The organism is Gryllotalpicola koreensis, from assembly GCF_039538185.1.
Classification (GTDB): domain Bacteria; phylum Actinomycetota; class Actinomycetes; order Actinomycetales; family Microbacteriaceae; genus Gryllotalpicola; species Gryllotalpicola koreensis.
Window position 1 is genome coordinate 219,002 of record NZ_BAABBW010000003.1, and the last position, 25,197, is coordinate 244,198.

Genomic DNA, 25,197 nt, shown 5'->3' on the forward strand with positions numbered 1-25,197 from the left:
GTCGGACTCGTGAAGCAGGTCTACGTCACCTCGGCCGAGGGCCAAACCGGGAAGTCGACGATCGCGCTCGGCGTGCTGCGCACCCTGTCGCGGCAGGTCGAGCGGGTCGCCGTCTTCCGCCCGATCGCGCGCAGCACGGCGCAGCGCGACTACATCCTCGAATGGCTGCTGTCGAACGCCACGGCCGGCCTGTCGTACGAGGACTCGGTCGGCGTCACATACGACGAGGTGCATACGGATGCCGAGGCCGCGCTCGCCCGCATCATCGAGCGCTACCGCCGCATCGTCGACCGGTGCGACGCGGTCGTGATCGTGGGCAGCGACTACACCGATGTCGGGGCGCCGACCGAGCTCTCGTTCAACGCGCGCATCGCCGCGAACCTCGGCGCGCCGGTGCTGCTCGTGGTGAGCGGACGGGCTGCCGAGGGGGCGTCCGACGGGGTGCTCGGGCAGCACGGCGTGCTCGCCCTCGGCTCGTCGCGGGCGCGCTCGGCTGAGCAGGTGCGGCAGCTCGCGTCCGTCGCGATCGATGAGCTGCGCGCCGAGCACGCCGCGCTGCTCGGGGTCGTCGTCAACCGTGCAGACCCCGATGAGCTTGGGGCGATCCACCGTGCGGTGCAGGCATCCGTCGCCTCCATCGCGCGCGGTGCTGTCCCAGACCCGCTCGAGCGGCCCGTGTGGGTGCTGCCGGAGGACCCGGTGCTGGTCGCGCCGACTGTGGCATCGGTGCTCGATGCGGTGACCGGCGAGCTGGTGTTCGGCGACCGCGAGCTGCTCGAGCGCGAGGTTCTCGGCGTCGTCGTGGCCGGCATGTCGATGGAGAACGTGCTGACGCGTCTGATCGAGGGGGCCGTCGTCGTGGTGCCCGGGGACCGCACCGAGACGCTGCTCGCCGTGCTCGCCGCGTACCAGGCCGGCACCTTCCCCTCGGTGTCGGCGATCGTGCTGAACGGCGGGTTCGCGCTCTCCGAGGCGATCACCCGGCTGATCAGCGGCATGGACCCGTCGCTGCCGATCATCTCGACTCCGTACGGCACCTTCGAGACGACGGTGCGGGTCAACGGCGCGCGCACGAGGATGGGGGCGGATTCGCCGCGCAAGACCGAGCGGGCGATCGCCCTCTTCGACCGCAACGTGAACCACATCGCTTTGCTCGACGCGCTCGACGTCGAGCCGTCGCCGGTCGTCACGCCACTGATGTTCGAGTACCGACTGCTCGAGCGGGCGCGGTCGGCGAAGAAGCACATCGTGCTGCCGGAGGGTGAGGACGATCGTATTCTGCGCGCGGCATCTATCGTGCTCGAGCGGGATATCGCGCAGCTGACGATCCTGGGTGACGAGCAGGCGGTGCGCGCGCGGGGCGCAGCGTTGGGGCTCGATCTGTCCGCCGCTGCCGTGGTGAGCACGACCGATCCGGGGCTGCGGGAGCGGTTCGGCGCCGAATACGCCGAGATTCGCGCGTCCAAGGGCATGACGCTCGAGCGGGCACTCGACACCGTGACGGACGTGTCCTATTTCGGCACGATGATGGTGCACCTCGGCCTCGCGGACGGCATGGTGTCGGGGGCCGCGCACACGACGGCGCACACGATCCGGCCGGCGTTCGAGATCATCAAGACGCGTCCAGGGGTCGGCGTGGTGTCGTCGGTATTCCTGATGGCGCTGTCGGATCGGGTGCTGGTCTACGGCGACTGCGCCGTGATCCCCGATCCCACTGACACGCAGCTGGCCGACATCGCGATCTCGTCGGCGGCGACGGCCGCGCAGTTCGGCATCGAGCCGCGCATCGCGATGCTGTCGTACTCGACGGGGGAGTCCGGGTCGGGCGCTGACGTCGAGAAGGTGCGGTCGGCGACCGCGCTGGTGCGCGAGCGGGCGCCGGAGCTGCTCGTCGAGGGTCCGCTGCAGTACGACGCCGCGGCCGACCTCGTCGTCGCCGCCGCCAAGCTGCCCGGGTCGCCCGTTGCGGGACGCGCGACGGTGTTCATATTCCCTGACCTGAATACGGGCAACAACACGTACAAGGCGGTGCAGCGCTCGTCGGGCGCCGTCGCAATCGGCCCCGTGCTGCAGGGCCTCAACAAGCCGGTCAACGACCTGTCGCGCGGCGCGCTCGTCGACGACATCGTGAACACGATCGCGATCACGGCGATCCAGGCGCAGTCGGTCTAGCAGGAGGCATCCGATGCCCAGCATCCTCGTCATCAACAGCGGCTCGTCGTCGCTGAAGTACCAGCTCATCGACATGGCGACCGAGGAGACCCTGGCCAGCGGCCTGATCGAGCGCATCGGTGAGGACGAAGGGCGCGCCAGCCACCGTGCGGGCGGCCAGCGCTTCGACACGGACGTAGCCGTGCGGGACCACGCCCAGGCCTGCCGCATCATGCGCAACGACTTCGACACGCACGGCCCGTCGCTCGACGAGCACGACCTGGTCGCGATCGGCCATCGCGTGGTGCACGGGGGTGCCCGCTTCTTCGAGCCGACGCCGATCGACCACGTGGTGAAGATCCAGATCGAAGACCTCTCCGACCTCGCCCCACTGCACAACCCGGGGGCCGTGCAGGGCATCGATGCCGCCGAGAAGTCCTTCCCCGGTCTGCCCATGGTCGCGGTCTTCGACACCGCGTTCCATCAGACCATGCCGCCAGAGGCATACACCTATGCGATCGACGCCGAGCTCGCGCAGCGGTACCGCGTGCGCAAGTACGGGTTCCACGGCACCTCGCACCGCTACGTCTCGCGTGCGGCGGCCGAGTTCCTCGGCCGGCCGCTCGACGAGCTCAAGCAGATCGTGCTGCACCTCGGCAACGGTGCGAGCGCTTGCGCCATCGACGGCGGGCGCTCCGTCGAGACGAGCATGGGGATGACCCCGCTCGCCGGCCTCGTCATGGGCACGCGCTCGGGCGATATCGACGCCTCCGTGCTCTTCCACCTTGCGCGCCGGGCGAAGCTGTCGATCGACGAGCTCGACGATCTGCTCAATAAGCAGAGCGGGCTGCTCGGGCTATCTGGCGTCGGTGACTCGCGGGACGTGCAGGCGCGTGCGGCGGAGGGGGACGAGAGGGCGCAGCTGACGCAGGCAGTCGTCGCACACCGGCTGAAGTCCTACGTCGGCGCCTACCACGCGCTGCTCGGCGGCGCCGACGTGATCTCGTTCACCGCCGGTATCGGCGAGCACAGCGCCGAGGTGAGGGCTTCCGCACTGGCCGGCCTCGACGGGCTCGGCATCGAGCTGGACCCTTCTCGCAACGAGGCGGGCGGCTCAGGCATCCGTGTCATCTCCACCGAGTCGTCGCCGGTGACGGTTCTCGTGGTGCCGACCAACGAGGAACTCGAGATCGCCCGCCAGACCCTCGAGGTCATCTCGAGGTAGCGGCCGCGCATTGGGGCGGCAATCCTGCCTCTCGGGGCAGCCTTACTGCTCCGCTGACGGCGTGTCGCCGAAGATCGCCGCCCGAACGCGAAATGCTCTCCACACCCTGGTCGCGGAGCCGGGCGATGTCGCACCCCGCCGTTACGATTGGGGGCGTGGTTACCGCCCTCTATCGCCGCTACCGGCCTGAGACCTTCGCCGAGATGATCGGCCAGTCGCAGGTGACCGAGCCGCTGATGACGGCCCTGCGCACGAACCGCGTGAACCACTCCTATCTGTTCTCCGGCCCGCGCGGCTGCGGGAAGACGACGAGCGCGCGCATCCTCGCGCGCTGCCTCAACTGCGCGGAAGGGCCGACCGACACCCCGTGTGGAAAGTGCCCGAGCTGCGTCGAGCTCGGCCGCGGCGGCCAGGGCTCGCTCGACGTCGTCGAGATCGACGCGGCGAGCCACAACGGCGTCGATGACGCCCGCGACATCCGCGAACGCGCTGTGTTCGCTCCCGCTCGCGATCGCTACAAGATCTTCATCCTCGACGAGGCGCACATGGTGACCTCGGCCGGCTTCAACGCGCTGCTGAAGATCGTCGAGGAGCCGCCCGAGCACGTGAAGTTCATCTTCGCGACGACCGAGCCCGAGAAGGTCATCGGCACGATCCGCTCGCGCACGCATCACTACCCGTTCCGGCTGGTGCCGCCGGCGATGATGCTCGATTACGTCCAGAAGCTCACCGATGAAGAGGGCATGAAGGTCGCGCCCGGCGTGCTGCCCCTCGTGGTGCGGGCGGGCGGCGGTTCGCCGCGTGACACGCTCTCGCTGCTCGACCAGCTGATCGCCGGCTCCGAGGGCGACGAGATCGGCTACGAGCGCGCGGTCGCGCTGCTCGGCTACACCCATTCGGCCCTGCTCGACGAGGTCGTCGAGGCGATGGCCGCCCGCGATTCGGCGACGGCGTTCGCCGCGATCGACCGCGTGATCCAGACCGGGCAGGACCCGCGTCGCTTCGTCGAGGACCTGCTCGAGCGCCTGCGCGACCTCATCATCATCGCGGCTGCCGGCCCCGACAAGGCGGCGGCCGTGCTGCGCGGAACCCCCGACGACGAGCTCGAGCGCATGGGCACCGAGGCGCGCGCCTTCGGCTCGGCCGAGCTCTCGCGCATCGCCGATATCGTGAACGCCGCGCTGACCGAGATGTCGGGCGCGACCTCGCCGCGCCTGCACCTCGAGCTGATGATCGCCCGCGCGCTGATCCCGACGGCCGACGAGGCGGGGTCGATGGCGCGGGTCGAGCGTCTCGAGCGACGCGTAGGGGTGACGGATGCCTCGCCCCAGCCGGGCGAGCCGGCCGCAACGCCCGCTCCCGATGGTCGAGAAGCGCGGTCGGCCGCGCGCATCGAGACCCCTTCCTCGACGCAGGAAGCCACGGCGGCGCCGACGGCGCCCGCGCCTGCGGCTCCTGCCGTCCCTGCTGTTCCCGGCGGGTGGGCGACGCCAGGCGTCACCGGGGTCGAGGAAGAGACAGACGCCATAGCACCCGCGTCTGCCCCTCGCGAGCCCAGCTCGCTCGGCGCGCCGGGCGCGGCAACCCACAGGGTTGCCGCCGAGCAGCCCGGTGCGCAGCCATCGGGTCCCGCGAAGCCCGTCGGGCCCGTCACGCTGCAGCTCGTGAAGGACGCGTGGCCGCAGATCCTCGACGCGGTCCGTGCGGTGAAGACCACCGCGTGGCTCGTCGTGACGACCGCGACCGTGCGGAAGTACGAGAACGACGTGCTGACGCTCACGTTCCCGAGCGAGAACGACATCGCGAGCTTCCGACCGCAGGCCGGTCAGACGCAGAACGTCAGCGATGTGCTGCGCGAGGCGATCCAGAAGGTCCTGGGCGTGCGGGTCAAGTTCGTGGCGAAGACCGCGACCGACTTCGCGCAGAGCCTCAAGGCGGAAGGGTTCGGGGTCACCCCGCCCGCGGCAGCGCCTGCGCCTGCACCCGTGGTGCGTGACGCGGGGGCGAGTGGCGGCGAAGCTGCGTCTCGAGACCAGGCCCCCGAGGTCGCGCCGCGGCTCAGCGCCGTGCCGACCCAGCCGAAGGACTCCGGCCCTGTGACCACCTGGGCCACGGTGGCGATCCCCGGCGGGGGAGCGGCCGCTGCGCCCAAGCCCGCCGAGGCGCCCGTCGTCGAAGAGCGCCCGAAGCTGCAGGCGGTGCCGCCGCTGCCGAAGGAGAGCCCGGCCGAGGCATCCGTCGCCCCTGCCGTCGATGACGAGGGGTGGTCGACCGTCGCGCCCAGCGACGATGACGCGCCGAGTTTTGAAGAGGACCCGGATGCCTCGCCGATCGCGACTCCGATCATTGAGGAGCGGCCGCAGGCCGCGTCTCGAAATGATCTTCCGACCAAGAGCGATGGCTTCGAGACGCCCGCTTCGCGGGCTCCTCAACCATCGGCTCCGAGGAAGGGTCCCAGCTTCTCGGCGGCGCCCGGACCGCAACGGTATGGCGAGGCCGTCGTGCGCGAGATTCTGAACGCGCGGTTCATCGAAGAGCAGCAGCTTCCTGACGGCAACGGGGGCCGCTGATGTACGAGGGAATCGTCCAGGACCTGATCGACGAGCTCGGCCGCCTGCCCGGCATCGGGCCGAAGTCGGCGCAGCGCATCGCCTTCCACATCCTGCAGACCGAGTCGTTCGACGTCACCAAGCTCGCCGAGACGCTGCTCGCCGTGCGCGACAAGGTGAAGTTCTGCGAGCAGTGCGGCAACGTCTCCGAGCAGGATCTCTGCTCGATCTGCCGCGACCCGCGCCGCAGCCAGAACCTGATCTGCGTCGTCGAAGAGGCGAAGGACGTCGTCGCCATCGAGCGCACCCGCGAGTTCCGCGGGCTGTACCACGTGCTCGGCGGGGCGATCAGCCCGATCGACGGCATCGGGCCCGACGACCTGCGCATCCGCCAGCTCATGCAGCGCCTCGCCGACGGCACCGTCGACGAGGTCATCATCGCGACCGACCCCAACCTCGAGGGCGAGGCGACGGCGACCTACCTCAGCCGGCTGCTCAAGACGCTCGAGATCCGGGTGAGCCGGCTCGCCTCGGGGCTGCCCGTCGGCGGCGACCTCGAATACGCCGACGAGGTCACCCTCGGGCGCGCCTTCGAAGGCCGTCGCGTCGTCGTGGGCTAGACCGTCGCCAAGCGCTCGCCACGTTCCGCGGCTTCGCGAGGGGCGAGCCCGCAACAGGTGGCGACGACTTCAGCCGACCACCTCGACCGGTGACATGCTCGCGGCGCAGGACACGAGGCGCATGCCGTCAGCCGGTGCGGCTCCGGTGTCATGGCACGGCACGTAATCTCCGTCACCGACCCTCACCTGTGCCACCCCCAGCGGAAAGTCATCGGGCACCGTGAGCGTGATGGTGAACGACCCGTCATGGTGAACGGATGCCTGACTCTGAACGCTGCTCGTCGGAGACCCGTCCGCGGACAGCGTGATCTCGAAGCTCGCATCGTCGGGCAGCGCCCGCGTGCAGTGGGCTGAGCCCGACGCCACCGTGATCGTCTGCCCGCGGTGCACGGGTGTCGGCGAGACCACGGGACGAGCCCCCGCGCACCCCCACTTGTCGGCGGGGTCGTTGCCGCCCGTGGCCGAGATCGACCGCACCACGGAAGTCGCGATGAAGACGCCGGCGAAGATCACGACGATCGGGATCGCAATTCGTGCAAAACGCGGCAAGCTGGACGATGCGGAATCAGGCCGATGCGTCCACCCCATAGCGAGAGCATCCCGCGACGGCGACGCCTGCGCCAGGCATCCGTCATCACGGTCGCGTCACAACGCCCCGAGAATCGCCTCCGCCAGTCGGTCGCCGACGATCGGCCCCATCGTGAGTCCTGCGGCCCCGAAGCCGGCATTCACCCACACGGGCACCGAACCGCCGGTGGCGACCCGCGACACGGTGGGCAGCTGGTCGTGCGACAGCGGCAGCGGCCGCAGCCCGACCCGCGTCTCGAGCACCTCGGCGTGCGCGAGCCCCGGCGCGACGACGAGGGCCTCGCGCAGCACCTCCTGAACGCCGGCGGCGGTCACGCGCGTGTCGAAGCCGCTGCCGAACTCGCGGGTCGCGCCGGCCACGATGCGTCCGCCGTCGAACGCGAGCAGGTAGTGCGACGAGCCCGTGCGGTGCACGACGGGCCACGACGACGTGTCGGCGTCGACGCGCAGATGGATGATCTGCCCCTTCTGCGGCTCCACCGGCACTGAGAAGTCGAGCGGCTCGAGCACCGCATTCGTCCACGCGCCGCAGGCCACGACGACGGCGTCGGTCTCGAGCACCTCGTCATCGACGGCGACGCGGATGCCTGACCCAGCCGCCTGCAGCACGCCGGCGCCCTCGCGCAGCACCCCGCCGCGCCCGGCCACCGCCGCGAGCAGCCCGGCTCGCAGCAGCCGTCCGTCGACACGGCCGCCGCCGGGGATCCAGATCGCGGAGTGCGTCGGGTCGAGCAGCGGAAAGCGGGTGCGCGCCCCGCCCTGGTCGAGACGCTCGATCGATCCCATCTCCGGCGCATCAGCGGAACGCGAGGCGAGCCGCGCCTCAACCTCGTCGAGCTCGGAATCCTCGGCCGAAAGCACGAGCGATCCCGTACGCCGGTAGCCGATATCGGGCGCCCCGTGGGAAGCCAGCGCCGAGACGAGCTCCGGGTAGAACGCGGCGCCGTCCGCATAGAGGCGGTAGAACTCGCCCTCGCGGGAGACCGTCCAGGGCTGGATGATGCCCGCGCCGGCATCCGTCGCCCGTCCTGTCAGCCCCGCGTCGACAACGGTCACCGCTGCACCGCGCCGGGCCAGCGCGAACGCCGTCGACGCTCCAGCGACACCCGAACCGAGAACCACGACCCGCGCTGTGCTCATAACGCCACGGTAACCCCGCACCGCCCGGCGAAACCTGGCCGAAACCCAACGTAGAATAGGCAGAACCCCCAAAACCACCCGAGCCCACATAGACCCAGGAGAGCCCGTGGCGCTGATCGTGCAGAAGTTCGGCGGCAGCTCCGTCGCCGATGCCGAGAGCATCAAGCGCGTCGCCAAGCGCATCGTCGAGACGCGCAAGGCGGGCAACGAGGTCGTGGTCGCGGTGAGCGCGATGGGCGACACAACCGACGAGCTCATCGATCTGGCGCATCAGGTGACGCCGATGCCCGAGCCGCGCGAGCTCGACATCCTGCTCACGAGCGGCGAGCGCATCTCGATGTCGCTGCTCGCGATGGCGATCGGCACGATGGGCTACGACGCCCGCAGCTTCACCGGCTACCAGGCCGGCATGATCACCGACAACCGATTCGGCGCGGCGCGCATCGTGGACGTCACGCCGAGCCGCATCCGCGAGGCGCTCGACGACGGCGCGATCGCGATCGTCGCCGGCTTCCAGGGCTTCAACACCGAGACCGGCGACACGACGACACTCGGCCGCGGCGGCAGCGACACCACGGCGGTGGCGCTCGCGGCGGCCCTCGGCGCGAACGTCTGCGAGATCTACACCGACGTCGACGGCATCTTCACCTCGGACCCGCGCATCGTGCCGCTCGCGAAGAAGATCGACACGATCTCGAGCGAGGAGATGCTCGAGCTCGCCGCCGCCGGGGCGAAGGTGCTGCACATCCGCGCCGTCGAGTACGCCAGACGGCACGGAGTGACGTTGCACGTGCGATCCTCGTTCAACAACAGCGAGGGCACCCTGGTCGTCAACGAGACCGCCGAAGAGACCGCCGAGCGCTTCCGGCGCGAGATGCAGGAGAACGGAAAAGTGGAAGAGCCCATCATCTCCGGAGTCGCCACCGACCTGAGCGAGGCCAAGATCACGGTCGTCGGCGTGCCCGATGTCCTCGGCAAGGCCGCGGCGATCTTCGACACGGTCGCGAAGCAGAGCGCGAACGTCGACATGATCGTGCAGAACGTCTCGGCCGCCGCGACCGGGCTCACTGACATCTCGTTCACGCTGCCGAAGGCCGACGGGCAGAAGGTGCTGCAGGCGCTGCGCGCCGACCAGGACCTGATCGGATTCCAGTCGCTGCAGTACGACGACCAGATCGGCAAGCTGGCGCTCGTCGGCGCCGGAATGCGCACCAACACCGGCGTCTCCGCCCACCTGTTCCGCTGCCTCGCCGAGGCCGGCATCAACATCGGCATGATCTCGACCTCCGAGATCCGCATCTCCGTCGTCACCCGCGCCGACGTGCTCGCCGAAGCCGCGCGCGTGGTGCACACCGCCTTCGGTCTCGACGGCTCCGACACCGCGGTCGTGTACGCGGGCACCGGCCGCTAGCCAACTTCTGCGCCTCTGCCCGACAACTGCGCTCGGCGGCCCGAGCACAATTGTCGGCGGCAGGCGCAAAACGCAAGAATCGAATCGAGAAGCACATGAGCACCAACGGATTCCACGTCGCCGTCGTAGGCGCGACCGGCCAGGTCGGCTCGGTGATGCGCAAGCTGCTCGCCGAGCGCGAGTTCCCGATCGCGAGCATCCGCTTCTTCGCGACCGCCCGCTCGGCCGGCACCACGATCGAGTTCCAGGGCGAGCAGATCGTCGTCGAAGACGTCGAGACCGCCGACCCGTCGGGCATCGACATCGCGCTGTTCTCGGCCGGGGCCACCGGCTCGCGCGCCGCCGCCCCGCGTTTCGCCGCGGCGGGGGCGCTCGTCATCGACAACTCGAGCGCCTGGCGCATGGACCCTGAGGTGCCCCTCGTCGTCTCCGAGGTGAATCCGCACGCCATCGACGAGGCCGTGAAGGGCATCATCGCGAACCCGAACTGCACGACCATGGCGATCATGCCCGTGCTCAAGGTGCTCGACCGCGAGGCCGGCCTCACCCGCCTCATCGTCTCGACCTACCAGGCGGTGTCGGGCTCCGGACTCAAGGGCGCACAGGAGCTGGCGAACCAGGCGCGCGCGGCCGTGGCATCCGATCACCTGCTCGACCTCGTGCATGACGGCGGGGCCGTCGAGCTGCCCGAGGCGCAGATCTACAAGCGGCCGATCGCGTTCGACGTGATCCCGTTCGCGGGCAACCTCGTCGACGACGGGCTGAACGAGACCGACGAAGAGAAGAAGCTGCGCAACGAGAGCCGCAAGATCCTCGAGCTGCCCGGCCTGCTCGTGTCGGGCACGTGCGTGCGCGTGCCGGTGTTCACGGGGCACTCGCTGTCGGTGAACGCCGAGTTCGCTTCGCCGCTTTCGCCCGAGCGCGCGACGGAGTTGCTGACGGATGCCCCGGGCGTGACCCTCTCGGAGATTCCGACGCCGCTGCAGGCCGCCGGTCAGGACCCGTCGTTCGTCGGGCGCATCCGTGCCGACGAGGGCGCCCCCGAGGGCCGCGGCCTCGCGTTCTTCGTCTCGAATGACAACCTGCGCAAGGGCGCTGCCTTGAACGCGGTGCAGATCGCGGAGTTGCTCGCGCAGCGAGCACAGCAGCCCGCATAGCGGGCTTGCTGCGCGCGCGATCCGCCGAATGGTCGCAAAAGGCCCGCTTCTCTCGTGAAGGGGGACCATACGCGACCGCGCTGCGGGCCATGTGCGACCACGCCCCGTGCCGCGCGGGCGGTGCCCCGCGCCAGGGCTCTCAAAGTCTCTCGATCTCGAGACAGATAGGATGGCGGGGTGAGCGACAAAGCCCCCGTTGATGTGGTCTTGATCGGTGGCGGCATCATGTCCGCCACCCTCGGAACCTTCCTGAAGAGGGTGAGGCCCGACTGGTCGATCGTGATCCTGGAGCGCCTCGGCGGCCTCGCCGAGGAGAGCTCGAACCCGTGGAACAACGCGGGCACCGGCCACAGCGCGCTGTGCGAGCTCAACTACATGCCCCACCCGGACGACCCGACCAAGGCCCTGCAGATCAACGAGCAGTTCCAGCAGAGCCGCCAGTTCTGGGCGACGCTCGTGGAAGAGGGGGTGCTGGGGCAGGCATCCGATTTCATCAATCCCGCGCCGCACATGACCTTCGTGCGCAAGCCGAGCGACATCGAGTATCTGCGGATGCGGCACGAGACGCTCACCAAGCACGTGCTGTTCGAGGAGCTCGAGTACAGCGAGGACCGCGCCGAGGTCATGAAGTGGGCTCCGCTGCTGATGCGCGGCCGGAACAAGTGGGAGCAGTTCGCGGCGACGCGCTCGATCGCGGGCACCGATGTGAACTTCGGCACGCTCACCAAGCGGCTCACCGAGAAGCTCATCGCCGACGGCGCCGAGCTGCGGCTGAACTCCGAGGTGCGCGGGCTGAAGAAGCGCAAGGACGGCACCTGGCGCCTCAAGGTGCGCCAGCTGGTGCGGCAGCAGACCGAGACGATCGACGCGAAGTTCGTGTTCGTCGGCGCAGGCGGCTGGGCGCTCAAGGTGCTGCAGGCATCCGGGATTCCGGAGGCGAAGGGCTACGGCACGTTCCCGATCTCCGGCCAGTTCTACAAGACCTCGAACCCCGAGGTGGTCGGCCAGCACGCGGTGAAGGTGTACTCGCAGGCCGAGGCCGGGGCGCCGCCCATGAGCGTGCCCCACCTCGACAAGCGCGTCGTTGACGGCGAGGCGTCGCTGCTCTTCGGGCCCTACGCGGGCGCCGACCCCAAGTTCCTCAAGTTCGGCAGCGTGCTCGACCTACCTGCGGGTATCCGCCCGTCCAACATCGGGCCGTACCTGCGCGTCGCGCTCGACAACCTCGTGCTGCTCAAGTACCTGATCAGCCAGCTGCTGCTGACGAAGAAGGGCAAGTTCGCCGAGCTGAAGAAGTTCATGCCGACGGCCAAACCCGACGACTGGGAGCTGATCACCGCCGGGCAACGCGCCCAGGTGATCAAGAAGGACCCGAAGAAGGGCGGCGTGCTGCAGTTCGGCACCGAGGTGATCGCCCACGAGGACGGCACCATCGTCGGCCTGCTCGGCGCCTCGCCCGGCGCCTCGACCGCGGTGTCGATCATGCTCGACGTGCTGAAGACGTGTTTCCCGAGCGAGTACGAGGGGGAGTGGCAGGCACAGCTGAAGGCCCTCATCCCGACGCTCGGGCAGTCGCTGGATGCTGATCCCGAGCTCGCCCGCGCCACCATGGCGCGCACCGCGAAGGTGCTCGGCCTGCAGCGGTAGGCGCGCTCGCGCTGGTCGAGTAGCCCGGCTGAGCCGGGCGTATCGAGACCCTCCCCGGCGTATACACACATTCGAAAATCGACGGATTAAAACTCGAATCGGTGTTCTAATAGGTGAATGCGGTGGGAGAACCAAGAGCTCGGGGTCGAGTCCGATGACGCGCTGCCCGGGCTCGCGAAACTGAACAATCTGGTGCGTACCGTGCGCACCCCGGAATTCGATGGGATCGTCTTCCACGAGATCCTCGCGAAGTCGGCGCTGAACCAGGTGCCGGGCGGCTCGAAGGTGATGCCCTACGCCTGGACGATCAACCCCTACAGGGGCTGCAGCCATGCATGCTCATACTGCTTCGCTCGGCCCACGCATAAGTACCTCGAACTCAACGTGGGTCGCGACTTCGACTCCCAGATCATCGTCAAAGTGAACGTGGCCGAGGTGCTGCGGCGCGAGCTCGCGCGGCCGAAGTGGCAGGAGAACAGGCATCCGGTCGCCCTCGGCACCAATACCGACCCGTATCAGCGCGCGGAGGGCCGCTACAAGCTCATGCCCGAGATCATCAGGGCGCTCGCCGAGGCGAGGACCCCGTTCTCGATCCTGACCAAGGGCACGCTGCTGCGGCGCGATCTGCCGCTGCTCGCGGAGGCGTCGAGGCAGGTGCCGGTCGATCTCGCGATGTCGATCGCGATCTACGACGACGAGCTGCAGCAGTCGGTCGAGCCGGGGACGCCGCGGGCGAAGGAGCGCCTCGCGACCGTCACCGCGGTGCGCAACGCGGGGCTCGACTGCAGCGTTTTCATGATGCCGATCCTGCCGTTCCTCACCGACACGACCGAGCACCTCGATTTCGCGCTGAGCCAGGTGAAGGCATCCGGCGCGACGAGCGTGCTCTACACCGCGCTGCACCTCAAGCCCGGCGTCAAGGAGTGGTTCACCTTCTGGCTTGAGCGCGAGCACCCCGAGCTGATCGCGAAGTACGCCGAACTCTATCAGGGGCGGACGTATGCCCCGAAGGAGTACCGGCAGTGGCTCGCCCGCCGCATCAAGCCGCTGATCGCGAAGCACGGCCTCACCCGCGGCCGCGAAGACCTGGTCACCGGCGGCATCGAGTCGTCGGCGACCGGCGACCGTCGTGCGGGCGTTGTGCCGCGCGGCCGGGCGACGCGCATCGATGCGGACGGCGAGCGGCGCACGCCCCTGGTTTTCTTCGAAGAGATGGATGCCGCAACGCTCGCCCCCGAGCCGACGCTGTTCTGAGTCGGCGTCTACACGCTCTCGTAGACCCCGTCGAGCCGGGCGCGCGCGATGACGTGCCCCCGCATGGCATGCAGCGCGTCCTCGAGGGCGAAACCCCGCGCGAGCGACATCGGCCGGTCGACGGCGAACAGCTGGAACACATAGGCGTGCGGGCCGTGCGAGCGCGGCGGCAGCGGCCCCATCCAGCCGAGCTTCCCGAAGGCGCCCTTGCCGTGCACGATGCCGCTCACGGGGCTCGGGTTCGCGAGCGCGCCTTCGGGAAGAGCGCCGAGGGCGGGGTTGATGCCGACAGAGAGCGCGTGGGTGGCGGGCTTCCCCATCAGCACGTCGGGGTCCTGCACGATCAGCACCAGTTCGACGGCTTCGGCGGGCGGCTCCGTCCAGGCGAGCGCGGGCGACGGGGTGGGGGGCGAACAGCTTGCCGCGGAACCGCTCGGGAATCGCGCCGCCGTTCGCGAAGTCGGGGCTCGTCAGGGCGAAACCCTCTGGGGCGCTCAGCTCGCGGCGCTCCCAGACGAGCCTGTGATGGCCTGCGCGGCGGTTGCGCAGTGCGTATCCAAGGGGGTTGGCGGGCATGGGGCCAGTCTGCCGGGTTTTGCCGTGGCCCACTCAATACGATGAGGGGATGGCGAAGCTTTACTTCCGCTACGGGGCGATGAACAGCGGCAAGAGCACCGCACTGCTCCAGGCGGCGTTCAACTACGAGGAGCGCGGCCACAACGTCCTGATCGCGAAGCCCGCGCTGGACACGAAGGGCGACGACCAGATCGTCAGCCGCCTGGGCCTCGCGCGCACGGTCGACTTCACCGTCGATGCGACTGCCGACATCTATCTCCTCTTCCAGCAGCACCGCACACACACCCTGAACTCGCACGGTCGCGACGTGAGCGCGCTCCTCGTCGACGAGGCGCAGTTCTTCACCGAGGCTCAGGTCGACGACCTGCTGCGCATCGCGCTGCTCGAGGACGTGCCGGTGCTCGCCTACGGCATTCGCACCGACTTCCAGACCGTCGCCTTCCCGGGCAGCAGGCGCCTGCTCGAGGTCGCCCATGCCATCGAGGAGCTCAAGACGATCTGCCGATGCGGCCGCAAGGCGATCTTCAACGCGCGCGTCATCAACGGCGAGTACGTGTTCGACGGGGCGCAGGTCGCCATTGACGAGGGTCTTCTTCCTGAGGCATCCGTCACCTATGAATCGCTCTGCGGTCTCTGCTACCTGCAGGAGTCGCACGGCACTCTCAATAACGGCCGCCGGCACTGGCCAGGCGGGACGGCGCCGGCTTATGCCGACGCCCCCGATGCGGACTTCATGTAGACGAGATCCGGGCGCGATCCAGGCCAGGTATAGACGATCGTGCGGATTCCTCACGGCCAGCCCCACAACTGGGTTGGCGTTTCGTCCCCAAACCCCTGAACGGGGCGCAATTCCACTCTTGACCGGCCGAGCGCGGTTTTGGCTGAATAGACCGGGCGGTACACCCGCCCGCTCACACCCGCCAGCTCCAGGAGCCCCATGCCGTTCAAGAAACATGTGGAGGTATACCTCGGCCGAGACGGGCAGCGCATCGAAGTCGCATGCACCTGCCCGATCGGACGAGACCACGACTATTCCCGCTGGGTCGAGCTGGTGGGCGGTGAGAGGTACAAGGGGTTGGAGCAATCGGCGGGCTGAGCGCCGCGCCCGATATTCTGATTCGCCGAGAGGGGGGGCGAAGTGGGGAGCGCGCAGAGCACGAGCGAGTCGCGTCGTTGATCTATCTCGCGCTCTCGGAACATCGCCACGACGACGCCGTCGACCTCGCCGAGGCCAATTGGCCGGTGCTGATCAGCAACAACGTCGCCGCGCTGCGCGCCGTCGCCGATGAGCTGACACCGGCCGAGATCGCGGCTCGGCCCGCATGGGATCGCATCCGGCGTTACCTCGGCTTCCTCATGCTCGAGTCGTCGATGCGGCCGGTTGCCTACGTCGAGACGGCGTTGCCCCACCCGCCGCGGTCGCTCGCCGACACGCTGCTCACGCTCACCACGCGCAGCATCTCCGCCCGCACGGCCGGCCGCTTCGGCGAGGCCGTGCAACTGGCGCGCACCGCGCTCGAACGGCTCGCCGAAGCCCGCGAGTCGGACCGTGACGCGCTGCAGCACCGGCTCGCAGACGGCTACCTGCAGTGGGGCCTGTCCTTCGAGTTCGCCGTGCTCGAGACCGAGGCCCTCAATGCGCTCGAGCGCGCCTACGATCTCGGCGTCGCGTTCGAGAACACGCGGGCCGCGGCGGATGCGGCGGGTGAGATCGCCTGGATCCACACGCTGGGCGGCGGCGGCATCCACGCCGATCAGTGGATCGAGCGTGCCCGGCAACTGGCCGCGTCGAGCCGGTCGTCGCAGGCGTGGCGACGCACCGACGTGCTCGCGGCGGCGGTGCGCCTGGCCGACAGGCTGCAACCCGACGCGGCGATCGACATGCTCGCGCACCGGCCACAGGGCTCGGTCGACGAGCACCGTCTGGTGGCGCTGGCGCAATCGGCGGTCTTCCGGATGTCGGCGGGGCGCGCGAGCACCACTGTGCTGCTGTCCGAGCTGCGCCGCGCCCAGACCTCGGACGCCCCGCTGTTCGCCGAGGGGAACCACAACGTCACGACCTTCGGGTACATCGAGGCTCTTGTCCACCTCTACGCCGACCGGCCAGACCGGTCGATCGAGCTGCTCACCCGGCTCGAGGGTGTGCAGCGCGGGGCGTGGGCGCTCGGCGTGCGCGCGGCCGCGGAGCTCGCCGTCGGGAACGACGCGCTGGCGCAGCGCGACGCCGACACGGTCATCTCGGAGTATCCGCAGTGGCCCCGCCAGCTCCTTCCCGCTCTGCTCGTGAAGGCTGCGCTCGCGCTGCAGGCCGGCGATACGACCACTGCGGTGAGCTCGTTCACGGATGCCTGCACGCTCGCCATCGACAACGAGCTCATCTCATCGCTGGTGATCATTCCGCACGCGGACTTCTCCCGGCTGCTGCAGCTCGCCGGTGAACGCCTCGACGATCCCCGGCTCGACGGCTTGGCCCGCACGCCGCTGATGTTCGCCCCCGCCCGGCGTACCTCGGTGAAACTCTCGCCCCGCGAACTCGAGGTGCTGCACGAACTCGCCCACGGCGGCGCGCTCGCAGCGGTGGCGGCCCGCCTGCACCTCTCGGTCAACACCCTCAAGGTGCACAACCAGGCGATCTACCGCAAGCTCGGGGTCGACGGTCGCGAGCAGGCGGTCACGGCCGCCCGCGACCGCGGGTTCATCTAGGCGGCGGCGTCGGCGCGGTACCCGCTCGGTTTCACTTGCGCTGCTCAGATCCGCAGTGCGCGGCTCGGATCCGAGCAGCGGATGCCGGATGCGAGCAGCGCAACCGTCAGGCGGCCTCCGCGCGACGGCGGCCGTGCTTCTGCGTGCGCCTCCGCGCCTGCTGAACGGCGCCGAACACCAGGTTCCACGCGGCATAGGCGAGCAGCAGCGCGGCGGCGATGGGGATCATCCAGCCGCGGTGCACGCCGCCGACGTACGCGTTGACCCAGCCCATGAGCGGCACCGAGTACCAGAGCTTCGCGACGACCTGCTTCTGCATGACGGGGGCGTCCGCCGCGTTGTTCGCGTCGCCCTTCACGGTGAAGGTGCGGGTGCCGTCGCTGTTGCTCGTGATCGCGATGACGCGGTGCGAGATCACGGTGGTGGTGTCGTTCGGGTTGGGCTCGTAGGTGACGACGTCGCCGATTCGGATGTCGGCCGGCTTCACGGGTCGCACGACGAGCAGGGTGCCGGGCGGCAGGTGCGGGCGCATCGAGCCCGTGAGCACGGTGAGCGGCGTCGCGCGGGCGACGTGCGGCACGACGACGGTCACCATCGCGATGCCGATGATGACGGCGAGGATGCCGGCGCTGATGCCGGTCCAGAGGGCGCGCCAGAACGCACCGCGCTCGGTCTTCTCGCCCGAGGACGGAGTCGAGGCCGGGCGCGGTTCTTCGCCCCGAGTCGTTTCGGCAGGGGCATCCCGTGTCAGTTCCAGCGTCATCGTGGTCATCTGCTCTTCTCAGCTCAGTTCAGGCCGAAGGTGCCGGTCAGGACGACGGTGAGCCCGTTGGTGATCTCGAGCGGCGTGTGCTGCTGAGCGACGGTCCAGGTCAGAACACCGTTCGACAGGGTGGGAACGGCCTGATCGCTAGAGCCGTCTGACCCGTACGCCGACCACGAGTAGGCGCTCTCGCCGAGCACCTTGGCCTTCTGGCTCGCGGTCAGGGAGCTGTTCTTCACCAGGGCGGCCCAGTCGATACTCACGGTGTAGCCGATGTAGAAGTGCGGGTAGAGGCCGGTGAGCGTGACGTACAGGCAGACGTTGCCGTTGCTCGGGATCGGCGAGGTCATGGCGCTGCTTCCGGCGGTGGCCGGGTTGATGCCGTCAGCGGGGCAGCCGGCCAGCACGGGCTGGGCCACGGTGTAGGTGCCGGCCCCCTGCGCCTTCACCGGCGGGGTGCCGTCGATGTTCAGGCAGAGATGCACCTGCGTCGTCTGCTTGGGCGGCAGCGGGGTGTTCCACACATAGCTGCTGAATCCGTCCGACCCTCTGGGGTCGTTCCACACCTGCTGGTTGAAGGTCGTCGCGGAGCCCTGGTGGATGCCGCCGATCGTGTAGCTTCCGACACCGTTGCTCGGCTTCGCGAGGATCTGCGCGGACTGATAGCCCGACGTCGCGAACATCGCATTGGTGAGGATCGCGCCGTTGAACGGGGCGACGGAGTTGTCCAGCTGGAAGCTCCAGTCGCCGGTTGCGCCGCTCTGCCCGGTGACCGTGATGATCACGCAGGTGTACTTCTGGTTGGTGATCTGCCCCGATGTCGGGTTGATGTTGCTGTTCGAGGTCGACCCCCAGGGCACGTCGCCCTGGGGCATCGTGAGGCTGACGTCCGAGAGGTTCGACCCGGCCGGCGTCGAGATGCCGGCCTGCGCGGGCGCGACGACCGCCGGGTCGGCGGCGGGCGAGGTGAACGAGATCGCGGCGCTCGCGGGGGTCGCGCTGACCCACTTCTGGTCAAGGGCGGTCACGCTGAGCGTGAGCTTCACCGTCTGCCCGGCCGGGGCGCTCGAGGCCAGGGTCGACGTGACGCAGTAGCCCTCGTATGCCGCGGGCGCCTGGGCGGGGATCGCCGTCGCGGGCGCCGGCATCGTCAGGGTGGCGGCACCCCAGTTGCCGGTCGAGGAGGCGGCGGGCGCGCTCGGGCATGAGGTGGCGTTCCGCCCGGCATCCCAGATGGTCCAGGTGATGGCGGATGCCAGTGCCTGGCTTCCCGACACGTAGCCGATGGTGCTCGTGAACCCGGTCACCGGCAGAGTTCCCGTGTTGCTGAGCCTGACGAGCGTGGTGGTCGAGGTCGCCGAACTCGATGTGAACCGGTAGCCGAGGCCGTCGAGGCCGCTCGCTGTCGCCGCGACCGTGCCGCTGCTGGCACTCGTCGTCGCGGTCGCGTTGGCGGACCACAGCGCCTGGGCGGCACCGCCAGCTCCGAGGGACGCGACGACGGCCAATGCGATGCCGAGGACCAGAGCGAGTCGCCGCCTCATGAGCTCGCCTGCGTTCCGGTGAGGTTCACCGTGAGCGGCACGGTCTGAGCAGTCGCGGAGCTCGCGTCGTTGAGCGGCACGGTGAGGACGAGGCACAGGCTCTGGGTGCTGCCGGGCTGAAGGCGGGGCAGGCTCGTGCCCGTTGAGTAGCTTGTGAGCGGGGAGACCGCGCTGGGCGCGAGAGCGCTGGTGCAGTTCGGCGCACTCGCGGCGGTGACGGCGACCCGCAGCGCTGACGTGAGAGCGGCCGAGGAGCCGGAGGCAACGGTCGCGCTGAGGGCGACGGGCGTCGTGCCCGTGTTCTTGACGACGAACGGCGTCGCGGTGGTCGCGCCGGGACCGAGGGCGCTCGTGGGGGTGCCGAGGGTGGCGCTCGCGGCGAAGCCGCCCGCCGTCGTGCTGACCTGGATCGCGGTGGAGCCGGTCGTGACCGTCGCACCTGTGACGCGGGCGGTCGAGTTCCAGGCGGCGTACGTGCCGCCGGTTCCGGCGAAGCCGACGACCAGCCCGGCCGAGACCAGCGCGAGGACTCCGAGTGCGGACAGCGCGAAGCGACGCGGGCGCCGTGCGCCTACGTCGCTGTGCTTGCCTGCCATCGCCAGTCCTCAGTGCTGCGGAGATACGGGAGGGGACGGGGTGGTCGCCGCCTCGGCGGCGACCACCCCGGGTCAGCGGGTGCTGGGGCTTAGGACGCCGGGACCGGCGCGAGCTCCTTGAGGCTGATCAGGATCGTCGACAGGTCGATGTCCGACTTGTTCATCGTCGTGTTGTCCGATGCGGCGGGCAGAGTGACGTCGACGGTGACCGGCACGACGAAGGAGGTCGCGGCGCCGTCGCTGGCGTCGATCGTGTAGTAGTCGATGACGCCGCCGGTGGTGTGGGCCGTCACCTTCGAACCGGCAGAGGTATCGAACGACGCCGTGACGGTCAGACCCGAGAGGTCGGTCGCAGCCGGGATGGTGGCGGAGAGCTTCCCCGTGAGGTTGTTGCCCTGAGCCGTGACGGTGACGTTCTGCTTGAGCTGGATGTGGTCGCCCGGCGCGAAGACGTAGTCGTTGACGTCGGTGATCGGGGTGCCCGCACCGCCTCCCGTGAGGTCGGTCCAGCTGGCACTCGAGTTCGGCGTCAGCTGGACGCCGAGGTGGCCAGTGGCGACCTTGCCCGTCGCGATGCTGGTGTTCGCGTTCCAGGCGGCGAATGTGCCTGCTCCGCCGAGGAGCAGGGCGATGCCGGCGGCGCCCGTGACGGCGCCCTTGATGAGCTTGTTCATGTCGGGTTGCAGCTTCCTTGAGGAAGCCCGCGAAGCACGAGGGCGCGCGGATACGCACCGCGTCGGGTCGCGGGCAGAGTTGTGGTCGGGTTACCGCCGCGCGGGCGCACCTGCGCCTTCGGGAGCCCAGGTGCTGCACCTGTGTCTTCGGGTGACCCAGGTGCGATGCACTCGTGCGTTCGGGTTGCTCGAGTGCGGCGCGACAGATGACAGGTTCTCAGGCCTGTACCGATCGGTCTGCTCTGTGCGGACCGAAATAATCCCGGTGCTAATACCGCAGGCATCCGTTTGCCCCCCACTTGCGTGAGCGCGATGAACACGGATGCCTGAACCGGTGCATCGGACGTAGAGTCGAAGCGATATGACTCTGAAGCTGGGTTACAAGGCATCTGCCGAGCAGTTCGGTGCGCGCGAACTGGTCGAACTCACCGTCGAGGCCGAGGCGCACGGCATGGAGAGCGCGTTCATCTCCGACCACTTCCAGCCGTGGCGGCACGAGGGCGGCCACGCGCCGTTCGCGCTGACCTGGCTGGCGGCGGCGGGCGAGCGCACGAGCGAGATCGTGCTCGGCACGAGCGTCATGACGCCGCACTACCGGTACAACCCGGCGGTGATCGCGCAGGCGTTCGGCTCGCTCGGGGTGCTCTACCCGGGGCGCATCATCCTGGGCGTCGGCACGGGCGAGGCGCTCAACGAGGTCGCGACCGGCTGGCAGGGCGCGGGGCAGCAGGGCTGGCCCGACTTCAAGGAGCGGTTCGCCCGGCTGCGGGAATCCGTGCGCCTGATCCGCGCGCTGTGGAAGAACGGCGAGGAGCGGGTGAGCTTCGAGGGCGACTACTACTCGACGCACGACGCCTCGATCTACGACAAGCCCGAGAGTCCGGTGCCCGTGTACATCGCGGCGGGCGGCCCCACCGTGGCGAAGTACGCGGGGCGGGCCGGCGACGGGTTCATCTGCACGAGCGGCAAGGGCATGGGGCTGTATGTCGACGAGCTCATCCCGGCCGTGAAGGAGGGCGCCGCTGCGGGCGGCCGCGAGGTCTCCGACATCGATCACATGATCGAGATCAAGCTGAGCTACGACCGCGACCCCGCTCTCGCGCTCGAGAACACCCGGTTCTGGTCGCCGCTGTCGCTCTCGAAGGAGCAGAAGCACGACATCACCGACCCGGTTGAGATGGAGAAGGCGGCCGACGCGCTGCCGATCGAACAGATCGCCAAGCGGTGGATCGTGGGCAGCGACCCCGAGCAGACCGTCGCCGAGATCAAGCAGTACGTCGACGCGGGCTTCACACACCTCGTCTTCCACGCCCCCGGCCAGGATCAGCGCCGCTTCCTGACCCAGTTCGAAGAGGACCTGGCCCCGCTGCTGCGCGCGCTCTGACGCTCGTAGCTGGCTGCCTTCTCCACGCCCTTCTCTACGTCTCTACGCCGCGGTGTGGTCGCAAATGGACCCCTGCGTGGTCGCAAATGGCCTTTTCCGACGCGGAAAGCGGGCCATGCGCGACCGAACAACGGCCGCAAATGTGGGGATGATCCAGGCCACCGTCACCAGGGCCAGCTGATCAGCGCGGCGAGTCCGTTGAACGCGGCATGCCCGATGATCGCCGGCGCGAGGCGCTTCGTCTGCTGCGTCACATACCCCGCGAGCAGGGCGTAGACGAGCAGCGTCACGATGAGCGTGACGGACCAGCCCTCGGCGATCGTGTGCACGAGGGTGAACACCACCGAGGTCGCGATGAGCGCGGGCCACGGGCCGATGACGCGGTCCAGGGAGCCCTGCAGCAGGCCGCGGAAGAAAGGCTCCTCGATGAGCGGCGCCAGCACCACCGGCGCGATGACGGCCGTGAAGATGTAGATGCCGGAAACCCCGCCGAGGATGAGGTTGCCCCCCGGCATCCGCCCGCTGATCAGGTATTGCACGATGATGCCGACCGCGCGCGCGACCACGCCGACCATGATGCCGAGGTAGATGTCCGTGGGGCGGAAGGCGAGGAAGCGGCGCCAGAACGCGGCGGTGAAGGCGAGCGCGACGACGAGGGGACCCCATGTCAACAGGTAGTTCGCGCTGAGTGACCACGCGTACGAGACGCTGTACCGCCAGGCGGGGAAGGTGAGCGCCAGCACGACGGCGACGATGAGCGCCGCGACGGCCCAGGCGAGCGCGGGCAGCGGCCGGGCGGTGACGGGGGAGTCGGTCGGGGCGGCTGTGTCGGCGGCCCCCCGAGGCGCTTGCGTCATGGTCACCACCGTAGAGGCAGAGGGCGGGAAACGATACCTGGCCCCCATTCGTGGGCCAAAGGGGTAGCGGTTCCCGTGGGATGCTGTGGCATCATTGCGAGGCATGGCCCCTTCGGGGCTTCCGAACTGCCCCTCCGACTTAAGGCAGGTCCGTGGAACTTCGCGATTACATCAGAGTGCTGCGCAACGGGTGGCTCATCATCCTGATCCTGGTTGTGATCGGGGTCGGTGCGGCCGCGCTGTTCTCCGCGCTCAAGGCGCCCACCTACACCGCAGACTCCAAGGTGTTCGTCAACACCCAGGTGGGCGGGAACGCGGCCGACCTCGTGCAGGGGCAGAACTACTCGCAGGACCGCATCACCTCATACGCGGGACTCGTGCAGACGCCCGCCGTCCTGCAGCCCGTCATCGTCGGCCTGCATCTCAACGAGACGCCGTCGTCGCTCGCTCACCAGATCACGGCCTCCGCGCCGACCAACACCACGCTCCTGCAGATCGAGGCCACCGATCAGGACGCGAAGATGGCGGCCGACCTCGCCAATGCGACGGCCGAGAGCCTCGCGACCGTCGTGACCTCGCTCGAGACGACGGATGCCGACCAGAACGTCTCGCCCGTCAAGCTCAGCCGCGTGCAGGACGCCGTGGTGCCGCTCAAGCCGAGCAGCCCCAACATCCCGCTCAACATCCTGCTGGGTCTGCTCGTCGGCCTCGCCCTCGGCGTCGCCGTCGCGGTGCTGCGCGAGACCCTCGACATGCGCGTGCGCAATGAGCACGACATCGAGCAGATCAGCACGGCGCCGATCGTGGGCGGCATCACCTTCGACCCGAAGGCATCCGCACGCCCGCTGATCGTCGCCGACGACCCGTTCTCGAACCGCTCTGAGGCGTTCCGCACGCTGCGCACCAACCTGCAGTTCCTCAACATCGGCGACGACCTCGAGGCGGCGTCGAGCGCCGACGGCGAGACGGGGAAGGTCAAAGGCCGCAGCTTCGTCATCACGAGCTCGCTCGCGCAGGAGGGCAAGAGCACGACGACCGCGAACCTCGGTCTCGCCCTTGCCAGCACCTCGAGCAACATCCTTGTCGTCGACGCCGACCTGCGCCGTCCGAAGCTCGCGAGCTACCTCGGCCTCGAGGGCGCCGTCGGCCTGACCGACGTGCTGCTCGGCCGGGTCGACCTCGCCGACGTCGTGCAGCGCTGGGGCAAGACGAACCTCTACGTGCTGCCCGCAGGCAGCGTGCCGCCGAACCCGAGCGAGCTGCTCGGCAGCAAGCGCATGTCGAAGCTCATCGAGATGCTCGAGGAGCAGTTCGACTACGTGCTCTACGACGCGCCGCCCTTGCTGCCCGTGACCGACGCCGCGGTGCTCAGCAAGAACACCACCGGCTCGCTCGTCATCGTCGCGGCCGGGCGCACCCACAAGGCGCAGCTCAAGTCGGCGATCGGGGCGATCGAGCAGGTCGGCAGCCGCGTCGGCGGGATCGTGATGACCATGGTGCCGACCAAGGGGCCCGATGCCTACGCCTACGGCCGCTACGGCTACGGCTATTACGGCGAGGATCAGCGCAACGAGCGCAAGGGCAGGAAGCGCGCCGGTCGTTCAAAGAAGCCCGAGCCCGCGAGCAGCGCAGGCGGCGCATGACCGACCGCCCGCGCTTTCGCGTGCTCGCGATCTGCTCGGGAAACGTCTGCCGCTCGCCCTTCCTCGAGCTGCTGCTCGCCCGCGCGCTCGCCGGCCGCGCCGACCTCGAGGTGGCGAGTGCGGGCACGATCGCGCGCCCGCGCATGCGCATGACCGACGAGATCGTGCGGGTCGCGGCGCGGTACGGGATTCCAGAGACGGATGCCCGTGCCCACCGCGCCGCCCGCCTCGACGAGGCGGCCGTCGCCGACGCGGACCTCGTGCTCGGGCTGACGCGCGAGCATCGCGCGGCCGCCGTGCAGCTGCACCCGCGCGCACTCCGCTACGCCTTCACCCTGCGCGAGTTCGCGCGCCTGCTCGGCGACCCCGAGGTGGCCGCGACGGCCCCCGGGCTCACGCCGGGCGAGCTCGTCGCTGCGGTGGCCGCGCACCGGGGCGGGGCTCAGCCGGTGGCCGCGGAGGCCGACGACATCCGCGACCCGATCGGGCTGCCGCAGGCCGTCTATGACGAGGTCGGCGCCGAGATCGCCGCCGCCGCCGAGGTCGCCGCGCGGGCGCTCGCCGCGACGAGGGAGGCGACGGTGAAGGCATCCGAATCCCCTGAGAGATCGAAGGCGCCGTCGCTCTCGTTCTCCTTCCGCAGGCTCTAGTGCCGCAACAGTTGCGCCGTCGAACTTAAACGTTCCCGTAACCAGGCGCCGTGGAATTGCACCGG

General features: G+C 69.3%; 20 protein-coding genes and 1 pseudogene. 13 read left to right on the forward strand and 8 right to left on the reverse strand.

Going from position 1 to position 25,197, the window contains the following annotated elements; genetic code table 11:
- The first annotated feature begins 9 nt into the window (after window positions 1-9).
- From pta to recR, 4 genes are all read left to right on the forward strand, one after another.
- Window positions 10-2,172: a phosphate acetyltransferase gene (gene pta / locus ABD708_RS09590; protein ID WP_344753767.1), complete on the forward strand. Its 2,163-nt coding sequence runs from the start codon at window positions 10-12 to the stop codon at window positions 2,170-2,172.
- A gap of 13 nt (window positions 2,173-2,185) precedes the next feature.
- Window positions 2,186-3,376 carry an acetate/propionate family kinase gene (locus ABD708_RS09595; RefSeq protein ID WP_344753769.1) on the forward strand — a complete coding sequence of 397 codons (1,191 nt, stop codon included), beginning with the start codon at window positions 2,186-2,188 and terminating at the stop codon, window positions 3,374-3,376.
- 155 nt (window positions 3,377-3,531) lie between these two features.
- The gene (locus ABD708_RS09600) at window positions 3,532-5,946 is read left to right on the forward strand and encodes a DNA polymerase III subunit gamma and tau (RefSeq protein WP_344753771.1); all 2,415 of its coding nucleotides are present in this window, start codon (window positions 3,532-3,534) and stop codon (window positions 5,944-5,946) included.
- A complete protein-coding gene (recR, locus tag ABD708_RS09605; RefSeq protein WP_344753773.1) occupies window positions 5,946-6,545 on the forward strand; it encodes a recombination mediator RecR in 600 nt (199 codons plus the stop codon). The genes ABD708_RS09600 and recR overlap by 1 nt, the downstream gene beginning before the upstream one ends.
- Before the next feature lie 69 nt (window positions 6,546-6,614).
- On the opposite strand, the gene ABD708_RS09610 is transcribed toward recR, so the two are convergent.
- On the reverse strand, window positions 6,615-7,058 hold the full coding sequence (locus ABD708_RS09610; protein ID WP_344753775.1) for a hypothetical protein: 444 nt from the start codon (window positions 7,056-7,058) through the stop codon (window positions 6,615-6,617).
- 132 nt (window positions 7,059-7,190) lie between these two features.
- The gene (locus ABD708_RS09615; protein ID WP_344753777.1) at window positions 7,191-8,273 is read right to left on the reverse strand and encodes an NAD(P)/FAD-dependent oxidoreductase; all 1,083 of its coding nucleotides are present in this window, start codon (window positions 8,271-8,273) and stop codon (window positions 7,191-7,193) included.
- Window positions 8,274-8,379: 106 nt separating this feature from the next.
- On the opposite strand from ABD708_RS09615, the gene ABD708_RS09620 reads away from it, so the two are divergent.
- The 4 genes from ABD708_RS09620 (at window position 8,380) to ABD708_RS09635 (ending at window position 13,742) form a co-directional block, all read left to right on the forward strand.
- Window positions 8,380-9,684 carry an aspartate kinase gene (locus ABD708_RS09620; RefSeq protein ID WP_344753779.1) on the forward strand — a complete coding sequence of 435 codons (1,305 nt, stop codon included), beginning with the start codon at window positions 8,380-8,382 and terminating at the stop codon, window positions 9,682-9,684.
- A 95-nt stretch (window positions 9,685-9,779) separates the two neighbouring features.
- Window positions 9,780-10,841: an aspartate-semialdehyde dehydrogenase gene (locus ABD708_RS09625; RefSeq protein WP_344753781.1), complete on the forward strand. Its 1,062-nt coding sequence runs from the start codon at window positions 9,780-9,782 to the stop codon at window positions 10,839-10,841.
- 177 nt (window positions 10,842-11,018) lie between these two features.
- Window positions 11,019-12,488, forward strand: coding sequence for a malate dehydrogenase (quinone) (gene mqo, locus ABD708_RS09630; RefSeq protein WP_344753783.1), 1,470 nt, complete (start codon window positions 11,019-11,021; stop codon window positions 12,486-12,488).
- A gap of 117 nt (window positions 12,489-12,605) precedes the next feature.
- Window positions 12,606-13,742 (forward strand): Rv2578c family radical SAM protein, encoded by a 1,137-nt coding sequence (locus ABD708_RS09635; protein ID WP_344753785.1) that lies wholly within the window; start codon window positions 12,606-12,608, stop codon window positions 13,740-13,742.
- 8 nt (window positions 13,743-13,750) lie between these two features.
- On the opposite strand, the pseudogene ABD708_RS09640 reads toward ABD708_RS09635, so the two are convergent.
- Window positions 13,751-14,155: pseudogene (locus ABD708_RS09640) on the reverse strand (YbhB/YbcL family Raf kinase inhibitor-like protein); the annotation flags it as partial.
- Window positions 14,156-14,367: 212 nt separating this feature from the next.
- Between ABD708_RS09640 and ABD708_RS09645 the strand changes: the two are divergent.
- On the forward strand, window positions 14,368-15,057 hold the full coding sequence (locus ABD708_RS09645; RefSeq protein ID WP_344753787.1) for a thymidine kinase: 690 nt from the start codon (window positions 14,368-14,370) through the stop codon (window positions 15,055-15,057).
- Window positions 15,058-15,491: 434 nt separating this feature from the next.
- Window positions 15,492-17,021 (forward strand): helix-turn-helix transcriptional regulator, encoded by a 1,530-nt coding sequence (locus tag ABD708_RS09650; protein ID WP_344753789.1) that lies wholly within the window; start codon window positions 15,492-15,494, stop codon window positions 17,019-17,021.
- Window positions 17,022-17,127: 106 nt separating this feature from the next.
- On the opposite strand, the gene ABD708_RS09655 is transcribed toward ABD708_RS09650, so the two are convergent.
- From ABD708_RS09655 to ABD708_RS09670, 4 genes are all read right to left on the reverse strand, one after another.
- Window positions 17,128-17,793, reverse strand: coding sequence for a signal peptidase I (locus tag ABD708_RS09655; protein ID WP_344753791.1), 666 nt, complete (start codon window positions 17,791-17,793; stop codon window positions 17,128-17,130).
- 14 nt (window positions 17,794-17,807) lie between these two features.
- A complete protein-coding gene (locus ABD708_RS09660) occupies window positions 17,808-19,328 on the reverse strand; it encodes a hypothetical protein (RefSeq protein ID WP_344753793.1) in 1,521 nt (506 codons plus the stop codon).
- A complete protein-coding gene (locus tag ABD708_RS09665) occupies window positions 19,325-19,924 on the reverse strand; it encodes a hypothetical protein (protein ID WP_344753795.1) in 600 nt (199 codons plus the stop codon). Before ABD708_RS09665 ends, ABD708_RS09660 begins: the two co-directional genes overlap by 4 nt.
- Before the next feature lie 89 nt (window positions 19,925-20,013).
- Entirely contained in the window at window positions 20,014-20,598 is a 585-nt protein-coding gene (locus ABD708_RS09670) for an alternate-type signal peptide domain-containing protein (RefSeq protein ID WP_344753797.1), read from the reverse strand.
- A 361-nt stretch (window positions 20,599-20,959) separates the two neighbouring features.
- Here ABD708_RS09670 and fgd point away from each other — a divergent pair, with 361 nt between their 5' ends.
- Window positions 20,960-21,982 (forward strand): glucose-6-phosphate dehydrogenase (coenzyme-F420), encoded by a 1,023-nt coding sequence (fgd, locus tag ABD708_RS09675; RefSeq protein ID WP_344753800.1) that lies wholly within the window; start codon window positions 20,960-20,962, stop codon window positions 21,980-21,982.
- Window positions 21,983-22,146: 164 nt separating this feature from the next.
- Here fgd and ABD708_RS09680 read toward each other — a convergent pair whose 3' ends face one another.
- Window positions 22,147-22,839 (reverse strand): CPBP family intramembrane glutamic endopeptidase, encoded by a 693-nt coding sequence (locus ABD708_RS09680; RefSeq protein WP_344753802.1) that lies wholly within the window; start codon window positions 22,837-22,839, stop codon window positions 22,147-22,149.
- A 152-nt stretch (window positions 22,840-22,991) separates the two neighbouring features.
- Here ABD708_RS09680 and ABD708_RS09685 point away from each other — a divergent pair, with 152 nt between their 5' ends.
- Both ABD708_RS09685 and ABD708_RS09690 read left to right on the forward strand, forming a co-directional pair.
- Window positions 22,992-24,482, forward strand: coding sequence for a tyrosine-protein kinase domain-containing protein (locus tag ABD708_RS09685; RefSeq protein ID WP_344753804.1), 1,491 nt, complete (start codon window positions 22,992-22,994; stop codon window positions 24,480-24,482).
- On the forward strand, window positions 24,479-25,132 hold the full coding sequence (locus ABD708_RS09690; RefSeq protein WP_344753806.1) for an arsenate reductase/protein-tyrosine-phosphatase family protein: 654 nt from the start codon (window positions 24,479-24,481) through the stop codon (window positions 25,130-25,132). Before ABD708_RS09685 ends, ABD708_RS09690 begins: the two co-directional genes overlap by 4 nt.
- The last annotated feature ends 65 nt before the right edge of the window (window positions 25,133-25,197 follow it).